Below are 15168 nucleotides of genomic sequence, written 5' to 3' on the forward strand. Positions count from 1 at the left end.
ACGGGTGATGCGGCGGGCCGGCCGGACACAATTCCGGCATCCGGGCTCCTGGAGTAGCCTCCAAGCATGACGGGCGAACGGAGCGGGGCTCGTCCACCGCCGCCGGAACCGCTGTCCGCCACGCGCTCCTCGATCCCCCGGGTGCCCGCCAGGACGGTGCGCCGCCCGCGTCTCGAGCGGATGCTCGACGCCGGGGTGGCCGCCGGCACCGTGGTCGTCTCCGCCCCGGCGGGGGCGGGCAAGACGCTGCTCCTGTCGGGGTGGGCCGCACCGCGCCGCCCGCCCGTGGCCTGGCTGTCGGTGGAGCCCGAGGACCGGGACCCCCAGCAGCTCTGGGCCCGCGTCCTGGCGTCCCTGCAGGCCGCGTCCGACGTCGGCCCCGGGAGCGCCCTGGCCGGTCTGCGCGCCCCGCCGACCCACGACCCCCGCTTCGTCGACCTCCTGGTGGAGGCCTGCGGGCTGCTCCCGGCGCCGCGGGTGCTCGTGCTCGACGACCTGCACCGCATCGCGGGCTCGCCCGCCGAGGAGACCCTGGCCGCGGCGGCCCGGAAGGACCTCGGCGCCCTCCGCCCGGTGATCGCCACCCGCAGCGACCCGGACCTGCCGCTGCAGCGGCTGCGGCTGAGCGGCCGGCTGACGGAGCTCCGCGCCGACGACCTCCGCTTCGACCCCGCGGAGGCCCTGGAGCTCCTCGCCGCCCAAGAGGTCGCCCCCACACCGCCGCAGCTGGCCGTGCTGCTGACGAGGACGGAGGGCTGGGCGGCAGGGCTCCGTCTCGCCGCGCTGGCCCTCGAGGGCGCCGAGGACGTGGGCGCGGCCGTCCGCGGACTGGCCGGGGACCAGCGCGGTCCCGCCGACTACTTCACCGAGGAGGTCCTCGCGCAGCAGGAGCCCGCGCTGACCCGGTTCCTGCTCGACACCTGCGTGGTCCGGCGCGTCTCGGGCGAGCTCGCCGACACCCTGACGGGCCGCAGCGACGGCCAGCGGCTGCTGGCCAGGCTCGAGCACGAGAACCTCTTCGTGGTCGCCCTCGACGACCGGCGGAAGTGGTACCGCTACCACCACCTCTTCGCCGACCTGCTGCGCCACCGGCTCAGGGCGGAGGACCCCGCGCGGCAGGCCGTCCTGCACCGGCGCGCCGCGGGCTGGTTCGCGGCCCACGGGGAGCTGCTCGAAGCGGCCCGGCACCTGCGCGCGGCGCAGGACTGGCCGGCGCTGGCCCGGTTCGTCCTGCGCAGCGCCGGCGCGGAGGTCCTGGGCACGGACCGCGCGGCCGTCGTCGCGCTGCTCAGCGGCGTGCCGGACGAGCTGGTCGCCCGGGACTGCGAGGTGGCCGCCGCGGTCGCCGCCGTGCGCTACGCCGCCTACGACCCGGTGGGGGTCGCCTCCCACGCCGCGCGCGCCCGCGAGCTGCTGCCCCGGCTGTCCGCGCAGGACGCCCGGCTGACCACGGTGGTGCTCTCCACGCTCGACGCCGTTCTGGCGTGGATGCACGCGGACGCCACCGAGCAGGTCCGCCGTTCCAGGACCGCGATCCGGCAGCTGGACGAGGTGCTCCCCGAGGAGCTCCCGGCCGCCCCCGTGTACCGCATCGCCACCGCCACGGTGCTGGCCATGGGCCTCCTGTGGACCGGTGAGCTCGGCGCCGCCGAGACCACCCTCACCCGGACGGTGGCAGCTCTCGCGGACCGCTCCGCCATGACCCCGGTGCTCGCGCTGCACCTGCACGGGAACCTCGCCGCCCTGAAGGCGATGCGCGGCCGGCTGCGGGAGGCTCGCCGCGAGGTGGACGTCGCACTGGCCGTCGCGGAGGAGTCCGGCTGGACCTTCCTCCCGCTGACGGCCACGGCGTTCCTGGCGGAGGCGGTGATCCGGCTCCTGGAGCACGACGTCGGGGCCTGCGCCGCCGCCCTCGACCGCGGGAGGGCGTGCGTGGGCCGGGTGCCGGACCGCTACGCGGAGACCGGCCTGGCCCTGGTGGGCGTGCGGCTCGAGCTCTCGAAGGGGGACGTGACCGCGGCCCGGCACCTCCTGGGGCGACTGCGCGGGAGCACGCAGGACTGGGCGATGCCGGACTTCCTCGCCCAGTGGTGCGAGCTGGTCCGGGCCGAGATCCTCCTGGCGGAGGGACGGCACGCCGCCGTCCCGGCGCTGCTCGGCGACCCGCCCGTCACCGCCCCGTCCCGGGGGCGGCCCCACGGGCACCGGATCGTCCTGCGGGCCCGGGCCCTGCTGGAGACCAACGACCCCGCGCAGTGCCTGCGGCAGCTGCAGCACCTGTTCCGGGAGACCGAGGTGGACGGAGGACCCGCCGTCGAGGCCTGGCTGCTGGCGGCCCTCGCCCACGACCGGCTCCGCGACGAGGTGCAGGCCCACGCCTGCCTCGGGCGTTGTCTGGCCGTGGCGGCCCCCGAGCACATCGTGCGCCCCTTCCTGCTCGTGGACGGGCAGCGGGTCAGGAGACTGCTGGAGCTGCACCGGCGGGCCGTGGGCACGCACCGGGAGTTCGTCGGGACCGTCCTGGACCTCCTCGGCGGCAGCACCCCCACCCGCGCACCGGCCGTGCTGGAGTCGCTGACCAGCCGCGAGCGCAGCGTGCTCCTGCTGCTGCCGACGATGATGAGCAACACGGAGGTCGGCGCCGAGCTGTACCTGTCGGTGAACACCATCAAGGCGCACCTGAAGTCCCTGTACCGCAAGCTCGGCGTCAGCACCCGGCGGGAGGCCGTGCTCCGCGCCCGGACGCTCGGCCTCCTGGAGCACACGACCCTCGACGGGTCCCCCGGATCACCCGCGCCGGGTGAGGCCCGGCCCGCGGCGGAGCGGGACCCTGGAGGTGAACCCGGGGACGCCGAGAGCCCCGCCGGACCGGGGAGGACCTCATGAACTTCTGGGAGTTTCTGTGGCTGCTGGTGATCTGGACGCCGCTGGCCCTGCTCTGGGGCGTGGCGCTGGTCGACATCACCCGCCGTGAGGACATCAGGGGCGGGACGAAGGTGCTGTGGGCGCTCGTGATCGTCCTGCTGCCGTTCGTGGGACCGCTGGTCTATCTCCTCACCCGGTCCGTCGGCGCCGCCGAGGAGCAGCGCCTCGCGGCGGCCCGGTCGCGTCCGGGGCCGGGTGACGGGGGCCGTGCCCACCAGCTGACGCTCCTGGCGGACCTCCGGGACCGCGGCGCGCTGACCGCCGGGGAGTTCGAGGCCGAGAAGGCCCGGCTCCTGGGCGACGGCTCCCCGGGCGCGGACGGGCCGACCGCCGGCGGCACGACCGCAGCGCCGTCGTCGTCGACGGGTGGCGGCGCGGAGGACGGTGCGGAGGACGACGCCGCGGGCCGGGCGGCGGCGCGGACGGTCTGAGGCCGCCCCGCACCGCCGGCGGCGCCCGGGTAGGCTTCGCGGATGAGAATTCCTCGTTCCTCCGGGCCCCGCCTGCTCCGTTCGTTCGCCGTCCGCTCCGCCCTGGGCATGGTGGCCGTGCAGGCGGCGGTGGTGGCCACCCTGGTGGCCACCGACGCGATCAAGCGCCGGAGCCGCTCGAGGCGCTCCGGGTTCCCCCGCCCGGGCACGTTCGAGCACACGGTCGCGGAGACCGGCACCACGATCTACACCTACGGCGAGGACCTCTACCGGGACATGCTCGCCGCGATCCGCGGCGCCCGGCACCGGGTGCTGCTGGAGACCTTCATCTGGAAGGACGACGAGGTCGGGCGCGAGTTCCTGGACGCCGTCAACGACGCCGCCGCCCGCGGTGTCGAGGTGCACGTCATGTACGACGGCTTCGGCAACCTCGTGGTGCCCCGCGGCTTCTACCGCTTCCACCCGGACGTGCACGTCTTCCGGTTCCCCGTCCTGCGCCCGCGCCTGCTGCTGAGCCCGCTGCAGGCGACCGGGCTGACCCACCGCAAGCTGCTGGTGGTCGACGACGAGGTCGGGTTCGTGGGCGGCTACAACCTCGGCTCGCTCTACGCCACGCAGTGGCGGGACACCCACGTGCGGCTCACCGGCCCCGCCGCCTTCGAGCTGGGCCACTCCTTCGCCGCGGTGTGGAACCACCCCTCGGCGCGGCGGCCGAAGCTCCCGCACGTGAACCCCGGCTCCTGGGACTCGCGGGTGCGCGCGATCAACAACATCCCGGCCAGCCTCGTGTACCCGATCCGCAGCGTCTACCTCGACGCGATCCACCGGGCCACGGACCACATCTACCTGACCACCGCCTACTTCATCCCCGACCAGCAGATCCTCTCCGCCCTGATCGAGGCGTCCCGGCGGGGCGTGGACGTGCGCGTCATCCTGCCCGAGGACTCCAACCACGTGCTCGCCGACTGGCTCTCCCGCGGCTTCTACTCGACCCTGCTGGCCGCGGACATCACCGTGCTGCTCTACCGCCACGCCATGATCCACGCCAAGACCGCGACGATCGACGGGCAGTGGTCGATCGTCGGCACCGCCAACATCGACCGGCTGAGCCTGGGCTTCAACTACGAGACGAACCTCGAGATCCACGACCGGGACGTGGCCGCGGACATGGAGGCGGTCTTCGCCGCCGACAGCGAGAACTGCCGGGAGCTGACCGCGGGCCGGTGGGACGAGCGGTCCCCCGCGGCCTGGTTCGCCGAGACCGTCCTGGTGCCGCTGCGCCCCTTCCTGTGACGCCGTGGCCCTCCGGGGCCGCTCAGGCCTGCCCGTCCGGCTCGTCCCCGGCCGGGGCGGGCCCGTCGTGCGGACGCCCGCGGGCGTCGTGCCCCGTGGCCCCGAGCCGGCCGCCGGGGCGGTGCTGGTAGCGCATCCGCTGGTACTTCCACCGCTCGGCCATGCTCGCCTTGGACCGGGCGGTGTCCTGGGGGTCGAGCGGGTCCGGTCCCAGCACCGGGTCCTCCCCCGCCTGGTACCGGTCGCTCCACACCTGGATCACGGCCCAGCCCACCGCGGTGATCGGCACGGCGAGGATGGCCCCGAAGATCCCGCCGACGATGGTGCCCACCGTGAGGGCCAGCAGCACGACGATCGCGTGCAGGCTCAGGGTCCGGCCCATCACCACGGGCTGGAGGAGGTCGCCCTCGATCTGGTTGACGACGACGACGCCGGCCACGATCAGGGCGGTCCACGGGCCGTTGGTCACGAGCGCGACCAGGGCGGCCCGGATCCCCTCGGCCGTGGCGCCGACGATCGGGACGAACCCGCCGATGAACACGATGACGGCCAGCGGCAGCGCCAAGGGCACCCCGAGCAGGGCCAGGGGCACCCCGATGAACACCGCGTCGACGGCGGCGACGACCGCGGTGCCGCGCACGTAGCCGCCGCGCACGTAGCCGCCGAGCACCTGGACCGCCGGGCACCTGGACCGCCCGGTCCCCGGACTCGGCGAGCCGCGCCCGGGTCCCGCCGTGGAACCAGCGCAGCGTGAAGTTCCACATCTTCGCGCCGTCCTTCAGGAAGAAGAACAGGACGACGGTCATGAGCACCACGCCGGCGAGGAACTCGGTGGCGGCCGTGAGCCCGCTGATGGCTCCCCCGGCGAACGCGCTGGACGTGAGGAAGTCGGTGGCCCGCTGGAGCAGCGCGTCCAGGGAGGCGGTGTCCACGGGCAGGGGCCCGGACATGATCACGCACTGCAGCTCCTCCCACCCCTCCACGGCCGAGGCCGAGAGGTTGTCCCACTCGCTGCGGACCGCGAGCACGATGCCCGTCACCACCCCGCCCACCAGAGCGAGGATGCCCAGGAACGCCGCCGCGGTGGCCAGCAGGGGCGCGGGAGACGGTGCTACCCTCGGGCGTCGGCGTGACGCGGGAGAGGCGGTGGTGGTCGTGGTGGCCGTGGAGGATCTCGACCCGAGCGCGGCCTTCGACGCCGTCGACCTGCTCGGCGTGCTGACCAACGGCGTCCTGGGCGGGGTGGTGGCGCGCCAGCTGAAGATGGACCCCGTCGGCTTCGCGTTCCTGGCCGTCGTCTCCGCGCTCGGCGGGGGGCTGCTGCGCGACACCCTCCTGCAGGTCGGCTTCCCCGTGGCCCTGACGAACCCCGCGTACCTGATCACGGCGATCGCCGGCGCCACCATCGCGTTCTTCCTGCAGTTCCGGGGGAAGTGGACCAACCGCGTCCTGGTGGTGGCCGACGCCCTGGCCCTGGGCTGCTGGGCGGCGACGGGCACGGGCAAGGCCCTCGACGTGGGACTGACCTGGCTGCCGGCCGTCATGATCGGGGTGATCACCGCCGTGGGCGGCGGGATGATCCGCGACATCGCGGTGGGGCGGCTGCCGATGATCTTCGGCGGCAACACCCTCTACGCGACCGGGGCGGTGATCGGCAGCGCCGAGATGGCGGTGCTGCACGGTCTGGGCTACCCCAACTGGGGCATGGCCGCGGCGATCCTCACCGCCGCCACGGTCACCGTGGTGGCCCGGCGCCGGGGGTGGCGGCTGCCCGGGGCGGGCGAGTGGAACGTGCGCCTGCCCCGCAGGGACTGGCCCCGCCCGATGTGGCGTCCGCGCCGGCCCGGCGGTCCCGGCCGCGGCGAGGAGCCCGGCGCGTCCTGACGCCCCGCCGGCCCGCGCGCGGGCAGGGGCGCAGCCCGGTCAGGCGCCCAGGACCCGCTCGAGTCCGTCCTGCATGTGGGCCCGCAGCAGCGTGTCCGCACGGTCCGCGTCCTGCGCGTCGAGCGCCTCCGCGATCTCGGTGTGCTCCCGGAGGCGGGCGTCGGCGGACCCGTAGGTCCCCTGCATGCCGGTCAGGGACATCCGGATCTGGGTGAGCAGCGTCCGGTGCATGCCGAGCAGCCGGGGGCTGCCGGCGAGCTCCACGAGCAGCTCGTGGAAGTGCAGGTCCGCCTCCGACATCGCGCGCCCGTTCGGCTCCGGGGCGGCGGCCCGCATCTCGGCCAGCGGCACGGCCAGCGCCTCGGCGGCCCGGGGCCCGGTGCCCGTGGCCACGATCCGGCGCACGGCCGCGCACTCCACGGCCTCCCGGGCGAGGTACATGTCCCGGACCGCGTCCTCGGTCAGCTCCATCACGAACAGCCCGCGGTTGCGGTGGCCCACGAGCAGGCCCTCCTGCGTGAGCCGCTGCATGGCCTCGCGCAGGGGTCCCCGGCTCACGTTGAGCTCCCTGGCCAGCTCCTGCTCCACGAGCTGGCTCCCGGGCGGGAAGCGGCCGTCGGCGATGGCCTCCCGCAGGATCCTGGCGATGAGCGCAGGGGTCGACTCCTGGACCACGGGGGGAAGGGCCGACCGGGCTGCCATGCTGCTCTCCATCTCTCGTCCGGGTCTCTCCTCCGGCCCGGGGCGAGTGGACCCGGTGCGGCTTGATTGTCGACAATCAAACTGTAAGCCGGTGCCGGACGAGATCCAACTCCTCAGGTCCGAGGCGGCGCTCGACGGAGGCCTCCGGGGAAGGACGCGGACACGACGAGGGCCCGGGAGCCGTCCTCCGACGTCCCCCGGGCCCTGGCGACCGCCGGGTCAGCGCTGCAGCTGCTCCGCGGCGGTGGGGTCCGAGTCGTTGAGGAACTTCTGGATCCGCTCGGCCTCGTCGAACTCGCCGATGGCCGCGGCGGCCCGGCCCAGGGCCGCGAGCGCCCGCAGGAAGCCGCGGTTGGGCTCGTGGGAGAACGGGACGGGCCCGTGGCCCTTCCACCCGTGGCCGCGCAGGGCGTCGAGGCCACGGTGGTAGCCCACGCGGGCGAAGGCGTAGCCCTCGAGGACGCGGCCCTCGGCGAGGGCGTCCTCGGCGCACATGGCCCACGCGAGGGATGCCTTCGGGAAGCGCGCGGCGAGGTCCTCCGCCTCGTCGCCCGCCTCGATGCGCTCGACCAGGCCCGGGTCCTCGGTGAGGAAGGTGGGCTCGGGGCCGCCGAGCAGGTTCTTGCCGGTGAGACTCATGGGGGACGGGGGTCCTTTCGGTGCGCGGGACTTCGGGGGCGTGCGGGACGGGCGCGGGAACGACGGCGGCGCCCCGCTCGGGCAGGACGCCGCCGTCGTGCTCCGCAGCCGCGGAGGGGCGGCTACTTGACGGAGGTCCCGGCGGAGCCGAGGTTCTGGCAGGCCTCGACCACGCGGGCGGCCATGGACTCCTCGGCCAGGGCCCCCCACACGCGCGGGTCGTACTTCTTCTTGTTGCCGACCTCGCCGTCGATCTTCAGGACGCCGTCGTAGTTGGCGAACATGAACCCGGCGATGGGGCGGGTGAAGGCGTACTGGGTGTCGGTGTCCACGTTCATCTTGACCACGCCGTAGGAGACGGCGTCGGCGATCTCCTGGGCGGAGGAGCCGGAGCCGCCGTGGAAGACGAGGTCGAACGGGCGGTCCTGGCCGAGCTTCTTGCCGACCTCGGCCTGGATCTGCTGCAGCAGCTCGGGGCGCAGCTTGACCCCGCCGGGCTTGTACACGCCGTGCACGTTGCCGAAGGTCAGGGCGGTGAGGTAGCGGCCGTTCTCGCCGGCGCCGAGGGCCTCGACCGTGGCGAGACCGTCCTCGACGGTGGAGTACAGCTTCTCGTTGATCTCGTTCTCGACGCCGTCCTCCTCGCCGCCGACCGCGCCGATCTCGACCTCGAGGATGATCTTGGCCTTGTTCGTGCGGGCCAGCAGGTCCTGGGCGATCCTGAGGTTCTCGTCGAGCTCGATGGCGGAGCCGTCCCACATGTGGGACTGGAAGATCGGGTCCTCCCCGCGGGCCACGGCCCGCTCCGACTCCTCGAGCAGCGGCAGCACGAAGCCCTCGAGCTTGTCCTGCGGGCAGTGGTCGGTGTGCAGGGCGATGTTGACGTCGTAGTTCTTGGCGACCTCGCGGGCGAAGGCGGCCATCGCGAGCGAGCCGTTGACCATGTCCTTGACGGAGGCCCCGGACCAGTAGGCGGCGCCGCCGGTGGAGGCCTGGATGATGCCGTCCGAGCCGGCCTCGGCGAAGCCGCGGATGGCGGCGTTGAGGGTCTGGGAGGAGGTGACGTTGATCGCCGGGTAGGCGAAACCCTTCTCCTTGGCCCGGTCGATCATCTCGGCGTAGACATCAGGGGTTGCGATGGGCATGCTGGCTCCTTCGGTTCGGGTGTGGCCTGGCTCCCACTCTAGCCAAAGCCGCGCCGCGGGACGACGGGGGACGGCGGGTGGACGCGGCGGGTCGCCCGTCAGGCGACCGGCTGGCCGAAGACGTGGCGCCGGACCCAGGCGTGCATCGCCACCGCGGCCGCCGCGGAGGCGTTGATGGAGCGGGTCGAGCCGAACTGGGCGATCGACAGGGTGGCCCCGGCCGCGGCGTGCATCTCGGGGCTCAGCCCCGGCCCCTCCTGGCCGAGCACCAGCACGCAGCGCTCGGGCAGGTCGTAGGTCTCGAGCCGCTGCGAGTCGGGGAAGTTGTCGATCCCGATCACGGGCAGGCCCTCGGCGTCCGCCCAGGCGGCGAACTCCTCGACGCTCGCGTGGTGGCGCAGGTGCTGGTACCGGTCGGTGACCATCGCGCCCCTGCGGTTCCAGCGCCGTCTGCCGACGATGTGCACCTCCCGGGCGAGGAACGCGTTGGCGGTGCGCACCACCGAGCCGATGTTCAGGTCGTGCTGCCAGTTCTCGACCGCCACGTGGAACCCGTGCCGGCGGGTGTCCAGATCGGCCACGATCGCGTCCATCGTCCAGTACCGGTAGGCGTCCACGACGTTGCGCCGGTCCCCGTGCTCGAGCAGCTCCGGGTCCCACTGCTCCCCCACGGGCCACGGGCCCGCCCAGGGGCCGACGCCCACAGCGGGGGCCGGTCCCGCGGCGCCGGTCCCGTCGACGGGGTCAGTCAAGCCCGAGCTCGTCCTTCGTGAAGGCGTAGAGGCACGGCACGCCCGCCGTCTCCTCGATGCGCTCCTTGGCGCCGGTCCGCCGGTCCACGATGATCGCCACGGCCACCACGTTGGCGCCGGCCCGCTGCAGGGCCTCCACCGCGGTGAGCGCGGACCCGCCGGTCGTGGAGGTGTCCTCCACGACGACGACGTCGCGGCCCTGCACCGGGGGGCCCTCGACCTGGCGGCCCATCCCGTAGCTCTTCTGGGCCTTGCGGACCACGAACGTGTCGACGGCCCGGCCCTGGTCCCCCGCCGTGCGCATGATCGCGTGGCCCACGGGGTCCGCCCCCATGGTCAGCCCGCCCACGGCGGCGCAGGAGATCCCGGCCTCGTCGAGCAGCGCCAGCATCACCTGACCCACGTAGCGCGACGCCTCGTGGTGGAGGGTCACGCGGCGCAGGTCCACGTAGTAGTCGGCCTCGATGCCGCTGGCGAGCGTGACCCGGCCCCGCACCACGGCGAGGTCGATGATCAGCTGGCGGAGGCGGTCGCGGGCCGTCGCGAGGTCGACGGGCGAGAAGTCGGTGGTCATGGGCCCCAGTCTATGGGGCGGTCTCTCAGCGGGGCGCCATGCGCAGCGCCCCGTCCATCCGGACGGTGGTGCCGTTGAGGTAGTCGTTGTCGAGGAACGCCGCCACGAGCTGGGCGAACTCCCCGGGCCGGCCGAGCCGGCGCGGGAACGGCACACCCGCCGCGAGCGCGGCCCGGAACTCCTCGCCCACCGCCGCGAGCATGGGCGTCTCGATCACGCCGGGGGCGATGGTGTTCACCCGGATGCCGGCGCTCGCGAGGTCCCGGGCCGCGGTGAGCCCTAAGCTGTGCACCCCGCCCTTCGACGCCGCGTAGGCGGCCTGCCCCACCTGCCCCTCGAACGCGGCGACGGAGGCCGTGTTGACGACCAGCCCGCGCTGGCCGTCGTCGTCGACGGGGTCGGTGGCGGCGATCCGCTCCGCGGCCAGGGCGAGGACCGTGAAGGTGCCGAGGAGGTTCACGCGCAGCACGGTCTCGAACAGGTCGAGGTCGTGCACCCCCTTCTTCCCCAGCACCCGGGCCGAGGGGCCGATGCCGGCGCAGTTGACCACGGTGCGCAGGGGCCCGGCGCCGGCCGCGGCCGCCACGGCCCCGCGCACCTGCTCCCGGTCGGTGACGTCGGCGGGCACGCGGGTGACGCCGGGGACGTCGGGGGCGTTCTCGAGCGCGGCCGGGAGGTCCACGCCGAAGACCCGCACGCCGCGCCCGGCGAGCATCGCGGCGGTGGCCGCGCCGAGGCCCGAGGCGGCGCCGGTGACGAGGGCGGAGGTGTCGGTGACGTCCATGCGGGGTCCTTTCGGAAGGGGCTGCTCGGGGCGGTGGGGGCCGGACGGTGGTGCGGGGACCCGGCTCAGACGAACGCGGAGACGCCGGTGACGGCGCGGCCCACGATCAGGGCGTTGATCTCGTAGGTGCCCTCGTAGGTGTAGAGGATCTCGACGTCGTTGAAGAGCTTGGCCATCTCGTGGTCGGTGACCACGCCGTTGCCGCCGAGCAGGTTCCGGCCCAGGGCCGCGGACTCGCGGGCCAGGGACGTGGTGGTGGCCTTGGCCAGCGCGGCGTGGGGCATGTCGAAGCCCCCGTCCTCCTGGAGCCGGGCGATCTGGGCCATGAGGCCCAGGGCGGCCGTGGCGTTGCCGAGGATCCGGGCGAGGGGCTCCTGGACGAGCTGGAACTTCGCGAGCGGGCGGCCGAACTGCCGCCGGGTCAGGGCGTAGTCGCGGGCGACGTCGAAGATCGCGAGCTGGACCCCGGCGCTCTGCCAGCCCACCCAGGCGCGGGAGTTGCGCAGCATCACGTTGGCCGCGGCGAAGTCCTGCGCCCCGGGCAGGGCGTTGTCCGCCGGGATGCGGACCTCGTCCAGGACGATGTCGGCGTTCTGCATGATCCGCAGCCCGATCTTGTGCTCGATCTTCGTGGCGGACCAGCCCGGCCGGTCGGTCTCCACGAGGAAGCCCTTGACCTTCCCGTCGGCGGTGTCGCGGGCCCAGACGATCGCGACGTCGGCGATCGTGCCGGCGCCGATCCAGCGCTTGGTCCCGGTGAGCACCCACTCGTCCCCGTCCCGGGTCGCGGTGGTGGCCAGGCCGCCGGCGATGTCGGAGCCGTGCTCGGGCTCGGTGAGGGCGAAGGCGCCGAGGGCCCGGAAGCGGCGCAGGTCGGGCAGCCAGCGGTTCTTCTGCTCCTCCGAGCCCAGGGCGGCGATCAGGTCGACGATGAGCTCGTTGTGGATCCCGACGAGGGCGCTCAGCGACACGTCGGCCCGGGCGACCTCGGCGTAGGCCAGGCCCCGGTAGAGCCGGCTCGCCCCGGAGAGCTCGAGCTCGCCGAGCCCGTGGGCGGCCAGCGCCGGGAGCAGGTGGGACGGGAACTCCTCGCGGTTCCAGTAGGGCGTGACCACGGGGCGGACCTGCTCCTGGAGGAAGGTGTGCAGGTCGGCCAGCCGGGCGCGCTCCTCCGGGGGGAGCAGGGCGGCGAAGCAGAAGAGGTCGGCGTCCGGGAAGGGGATGCCGGGGTGCTGCTCCACGGACGGGGATTCGCCGCGCAGGACGGGAGTCATGGGTGGTCCTCTCGTCGGCCCGTCACGACGGGGTGGGTCGTGTGAGCCGGGTCATACGAAAACGGTGGTGGTCCCGATCGTACTGCGCGGGCCGGGGAGGCGCCGGAGCGCTCCGGCGCGGTGCTCAGCCCGCCGCGACCCGGCCGCGCTCGAGCACCACGACGTGCTCGGCGAGGGCGGCGGCGTCCCCGGGGTCGTGGCTGATGACCAGGGCCGTGCGCTCCGCCAGGACCCGGACGAGGAGTTCGCGGACGAGGGGCCGGGCGGCCGCGTCCAGGGCGGAGAACGGCTCGTCCAGCAGCAGCAGCCGCGGCTCGGCCGCGAGGGCCCGGGCGATCGCCACGCGCTGCGCCTGGCCGCCGGAGAGCTGGGCCGGGCGGCGGTCGGCGAACTGCTCGGCGCCCACCTCGGCGAGCCAGTGCCGGGCGGCGGTCCGCGACCGGGCCCGGCCCGCCCCGCGGCTGCGCGGGCCGAAGGCCACGTTCTCGAGCACGCTCAGGTGCGGGAACAGCAGCGGCTCCTGCGCCATGAGCGCGATGCCGCGCTCGTGCGGGGGCACCCAGCGCCCGCGCCCCGTGGCGTCGAGGTCGAAGAGCACGGTCCCGTCGAGGGTGCACCGGCCGGTGTCCGGCACGAGCAGTCCGGCGAGGACGGCGAAGAGGGTGGACTTCCCCGCGCCGTTGTGGCCGGTCACCGCCACGGTGGCCCCCGGCGGGACGCTCAGCGAGAGGTCCACGTCCCGGGCGGCCAGCCGGGCGGTCACGGACAGCCCCTCCGTCGTCGCCGTCCCGGTCACCACCGGCCCGCCGTCCGGCGCACGGGGGCGGAGAGCCCCACGACGAGGACCGCCACGACCACGAGCACGAGCGAGAGGGCGACGGCGGCGTCCGGGTCCGTCTCCCGCAGCAGGTAGATCTCCAGGGGCAGGGTCCGGGTGGTCCCCTGCAGGCTGCCCGCGAAGGTCAGAGTGGCGCCGAACTCGCCCAGGCAGCGGGCGAAGGAGAGCACCGCGCCGGAGGCCAGCCCCGGCAGCACCAGCGGGAGGGTGACCCGGCGCAGCACGGTGGTGGGCCGGGCGCCGAGCGTGGCCGCGACCTCCTCGTAGCCCGCCGCCGCGCTGCGCAGCGCCCCCTCGAGGCTGACCACGAGGAACGGCAGCGCCACGAACGTCTGGGCGAGCACCACGGCCACGGTGGTGAAGGCGATGCTGATCCCCGCCAGCTCGAGGTGGTGCCCCACGAGCCCGTGGCGCCCGAAGGTGTGGAGCAGGGCGATCCCGCCGACCACGGGCGGCAGCACGAGCGGCAGCAGCACCAGTGCCCGCAGCAGCCGCGCCCCGGGCAGCCGGGCGCGGGCCAGCACCAGGGCCAGCGGGGTGCCCAGGAGCACGCACAGCGCGGTGGAGACGGTCGCGGTGCGCAGGCTCAGCCACAGCGCGGTGCGGGAGGACTCGGAGGTGATCAGGCCGAGGAAGCCGCCCCCGTCCACCCGGGCGAGCATCCCGAGGACCGGCAGGACCACCACCAGGGCGCCCAGGGCCGCCGGGATCCACACCCAGCCGGGGACGGTGCTGAACCCGCGGGGACGGCGCCGGGTCACGGCGCCCCGAACCCCGCCCCGGCCAGGACCTCCCGGCCGCGGTCGCCGGCGACGAGCTCGGTGAACTGCCGGGCGAGCTCCGGCTCCTCGGAGTCCGCGAGCGCGGCGACGGGGGAACGGGTGACGGCCTGCGCCGCCTGCGGGACCTCGACGACCTCGACCGCGTCCCCGGCCGAGCGTGCGTCCGTGGCGTAGACCAGGCCGGCGTCCGCCTGGCCCGAGACGACCTTGCCGAGCACGTCCGTCACGGAGCCCTCCTCGCTCACCGGGCTCAGCCGCACGCCCGAGAACTCCTGGACCCGCTCGCGGGCGGCGCCGCACGGCACCTGCGGGGCGCACACCACGACCTGCACGCCCGGCTCCGCCAGGTCCCGGAAGGACGCGACGCCGGCGGGGTTGCCGGCGGGCACGACCACGGTCAGGACGTTGGTCGCGAAGACCTCGGGCTCGCCGTCGACGAGGCCGGCCGCCACGGCCCCGGCCATGCTCCGCTCGTCCGCGGTGGCGAGGACGTCGGCGGGCGCCCCCTCCGTGAGCTGCTGGACCAGGGTGGAGGACCCGGCGAAGCTCAGGGACACCTCGACCCCCGGGTGCTGCGCCTCGAACCGTTCGGCGAGCTCGGTGAAGGTGCCGGTGAGGGAGGCGGCGGCGTGGACGTCGAGAACGGTCGCGGGGTCCCCGCCGGTCCCGCACCCGGTGGCGCCGAGGCCGAGGGCGGCGAGGAGGACGGCCGCGGCGGGGGCCCTGGTGCGCACCGCCGCCTCACGCCCCGGGGGTCTCGACGACGACACTGGTCGACTTGACGACGGCCGTGGCCACGCGGCCGGGCTCCAGGCCCAGGTCCCGGACGGCCTCGGTGCTCATGAGCGAGACCACCCGGTGCGGGCCGCACTGCAGCTCCACCTGGGACATCACGGTGTCCGAGACGACCTCGGTGACCAGTCCCACGAACCGGTTGCGCGCCGAGCTGGCGACGTGCGCGGGGTCCTCGGGCCGGACGGCGCGCTCCTTGAGCAGGCGGGCCAGCTCCAGTCCGTCCACCACGGTCTGGCCGGTCGCGCTCCGGGTGCTGTGCAGCGCGCCCTGGTCGATCCAGCGCCGGACGGTGTCGTCGCTGACGCCGAGGAAGCGGGCGGCCTCGGCGATCCTGAGCTCGGTCATGGCGC

Annotated in this window: 16 protein-coding genes; 4 read left to right on the forward strand and 12 right to left on the reverse strand. The window is 74.7% G+C overall.

Features of this window, described 5'->3' with window-relative positions; all coding sequences use genetic code 11:
• The first annotated feature begins 66 nt into the window (after positions 1–66).
• The 3 genes from ACZ2G1_RS09110 to ACZ2G1_RS09120 are packed head-to-tail and all read left to right on the forward strand — an operon-like array spanning position 67 to position 4649.
• Complete coding sequence (locus tag ACZ2G1_RS09110; RefSeq protein WP_470376599.1) at positions 67–2886, forward strand: winged helix-turn-helix domain-containing protein; 2820 nt, start codon at positions 67–69, stop codon at positions 2884–2886.
• Positions 2883–3356, forward strand: coding sequence for an SHOCT domain-containing protein (locus ACZ2G1_RS09115; protein WP_017833062.1), 474 nt, complete (start codon positions 2883–2885; stop codon positions 3354–3356). The genes ACZ2G1_RS09110 and ACZ2G1_RS09115 overlap by 4 nt, the downstream gene beginning before the upstream one ends.
• A gap of 42 nt (positions 3357–3398) precedes the next feature.
• Positions 3399–4649 carry a phospholipase D-like domain-containing protein gene (locus ACZ2G1_RS09120; protein ID WP_051063743.1) on the forward strand — a complete coding sequence of 417 codons (1251 nt, stop codon included), beginning with the start codon at positions 3399–3401 and terminating at the stop codon, positions 4647–4649.
• 22 nt (positions 4650–4671) lie between these two features.
• Here the strand turns inward: ACZ2G1_RS09120 and ACZ2G1_RS09125 are convergent, their stop codons facing one another.
• The gene (locus tag ACZ2G1_RS09125; protein WP_470376600.1) at positions 4672–5319 is read right to left on the reverse strand and encodes an AI-2E family transporter; all 648 of its coding nucleotides are present in this window, start codon (positions 5317–5319) and stop codon (positions 4672–4674) included.
• Between the two features lie 134 nt (positions 5320–5453).
• Here ACZ2G1_RS09125 and ACZ2G1_RS09130 point away from each other — a divergent pair, with 134 nt between their 5' ends.
• A complete protein-coding gene (locus ACZ2G1_RS09130) occupies positions 5454–6533 on the forward strand; it encodes a trimeric intracellular cation channel family protein (RefSeq protein ID WP_470376601.1) in 1080 nt (359 codons plus the stop codon).
• Between the two features lie 39 nt (positions 6534–6572).
• On the opposite strand, the gene ACZ2G1_RS09135 is transcribed toward ACZ2G1_RS09130, so the two are convergent.
• The 11 genes from ACZ2G1_RS09135 to ACZ2G1_RS09185 all read right to left on the reverse strand — a co-directional run bounded on the left by ACZ2G1_RS09135 (position 6573) and on the right by ACZ2G1_RS09185 (position 15163).
• On the reverse strand, positions 6573–7235 hold the full coding sequence (locus ACZ2G1_RS09135; RefSeq protein WP_035925743.1) for a GntR family transcriptional regulator: 663 nt from the start codon (positions 7233–7235) through the stop codon (positions 6573–6575).
• Positions 7236–7454: 219 nt separating this feature from the next.
• The gene (locus ACZ2G1_RS09140) at positions 7455–7874 is read right to left on the reverse strand and encodes a DUF3151 domain-containing protein (protein ID WP_126346908.1); all 420 of its coding nucleotides are present in this window, start codon (positions 7872–7874) and stop codon (positions 7455–7457) included.
• A 122-nt stretch (positions 7875–7996) separates the two neighbouring features.
• Positions 7997–9019, reverse strand: a complete 1023-nt coding sequence (fbaA, locus tag ACZ2G1_RS09145; RefSeq protein WP_426120163.1) for a class II fructose-bisphosphate aldolase — start codon at positions 9017–9019, stop codon at positions 7997–7999.
• Between the two features lie 98 nt (positions 9020–9117).
• Positions 9118–9771, reverse strand: a complete 654-nt coding sequence (locus tag ACZ2G1_RS09150) for a TrmH family RNA methyltransferase (protein WP_470376602.1) — start codon at positions 9769–9771, stop codon at positions 9118–9120.
• Positions 9764–10345, reverse strand: coding sequence for an orotate phosphoribosyltransferase (gene pyrE, locus ACZ2G1_RS09155; RefSeq protein ID WP_017833050.1), 582 nt, complete (start codon positions 10343–10345; stop codon positions 9764–9766). Before pyrE ends, ACZ2G1_RS09150 begins: the two co-directional genes overlap by 8 nt.
• A gap of 25 nt (positions 10346–10370) precedes the next feature.
• A complete protein-coding gene (locus ACZ2G1_RS09160) occupies positions 10371–11129 on the reverse strand; it encodes an SDR family NAD(P)-dependent oxidoreductase (protein ID WP_035925563.1) in 759 nt (252 codons plus the stop codon).
• Positions 11130–11194: 65 nt separating this feature from the next.
• Positions 11195–12403 (reverse strand): acyl-CoA dehydrogenase family protein, encoded by a 1209-nt coding sequence (locus ACZ2G1_RS09165; RefSeq protein ID WP_109242991.1) that lies wholly within the window; start codon positions 12401–12403, stop codon positions 11195–11197.
• 124 nt (positions 12404–12527) lie between these two features.
• The gene (locus ACZ2G1_RS09170; protein ID WP_470376603.1) at positions 12528–13166 is read right to left on the reverse strand and encodes a sulfate/molybdate ABC transporter ATP-binding protein; all 639 of its coding nucleotides are present in this window, start codon (positions 13164–13166) and stop codon (positions 12528–12530) included.
• A gap of 29 nt (positions 13167–13195) precedes the next feature.
• Complete coding sequence (locus ACZ2G1_RS09175) at positions 13196–14002, reverse strand: ABC transporter permease (protein WP_284563212.1); 807 nt, start codon at positions 14000–14002, stop codon at positions 13196–13198.
• The gene (modA, locus tag ACZ2G1_RS09180) at positions 13999–14757 is read right to left on the reverse strand and encodes a molybdate ABC transporter substrate-binding protein (RefSeq protein ID WP_470376604.1); all 759 of its coding nucleotides are present in this window, start codon (positions 14755–14757) and stop codon (positions 13999–14001) included. Before modA ends, ACZ2G1_RS09175 begins: the two co-directional genes overlap by 4 nt.
• 7 nt (positions 14758–14764) lie before the next feature.
• Positions 14765–15163: a TOBE domain-containing protein gene (locus tag ACZ2G1_RS09185; protein ID WP_017833044.1), complete on the reverse strand. Its 399-nt coding sequence runs from the start codon at positions 15161–15163 to the stop codon at positions 14765–14767.
• Positions 15164–15168: the final 5 nt, after the last annotated feature.

It is taken from the genome of Kocuria sp. KKT182 (assembly GCF_055635395.1).

Bases quoted from the DNA above. Each gene is read 5' to 3' on its own strand.
- ACZ2G1_RS09110 (WP_470376599.1), top strand. From the start codon at position 67: ATGACGGGCGAACGGAGCGGGGCTCGTCCACCGCCGCCGGAACCGCTG.
- ACZ2G1_RS09160 (WP_035925563.1), bottom strand. From the start codon at position 11,129: ATGGACGTCACCGACACCTCCGCCCTCGTCACCGGCGCCGCCTCGGGC.
- ACZ2G1_RS09120 (WP_051063743.1), top strand. From the start codon at position 3,399: ATGAGAATTCCTCGTTCCTCCGGGCCCCGCCTGCTCCGTTCGTTCGCC.
- ACZ2G1_RS09165 (WP_109242991.1), bottom strand. From the start codon at position 12,403: ATGACTCCCGTCCTGCGCGGCGAATCCCCGTCCGTGGAGCAGCACCCC.
- pyrE (WP_017833050.1), bottom strand. From the start codon at position 10,345: ATGACCACCGACTTCTCGCCCGTCGACCTCGCGACGGCCCGCGACCGC.
- ACZ2G1_RS09185 (WP_017833044.1), bottom strand. From the start codon at position 15,163: ATGACCGAGCTCAGGATCGCCGAGGCCGCCCGCTTCCTCGGCGTCAGC.
- ACZ2G1_RS09135 (WP_035925743.1), bottom strand. From the start codon at position 7,235: ATGGCAGCCCGGTCGGCCCTTCCCCCCGTGGTCCAGGAGTCGACCCCT.
- ACZ2G1_RS09130 (WP_470376601.1), top strand. From the start codon at position 5,454: ATGAGCACCACGCCGGCGAGGAACTCGGTGGCGGCCGTGAGCCCGCTG.
- ACZ2G1_RS09140 (WP_126346908.1), bottom strand. From the start codon at position 7,874: ATGAGTCTCACCGGCAAGAACCTGCTCGGCGGCCCCGAGCCCACCTTC.
- fbaA (WP_426120163.1), bottom strand. From the start codon at position 9,019: ATGCCCATCGCAACCCCTGATGTCTACGCCGAGATGATCGACCGGGCC.
- ACZ2G1_RS09115 (WP_017833062.1), top strand. From the start codon at position 2,883: ATGAACTTCTGGGAGTTTCTGTGGCTGCTGGTGATCTGGACGCCGCTG.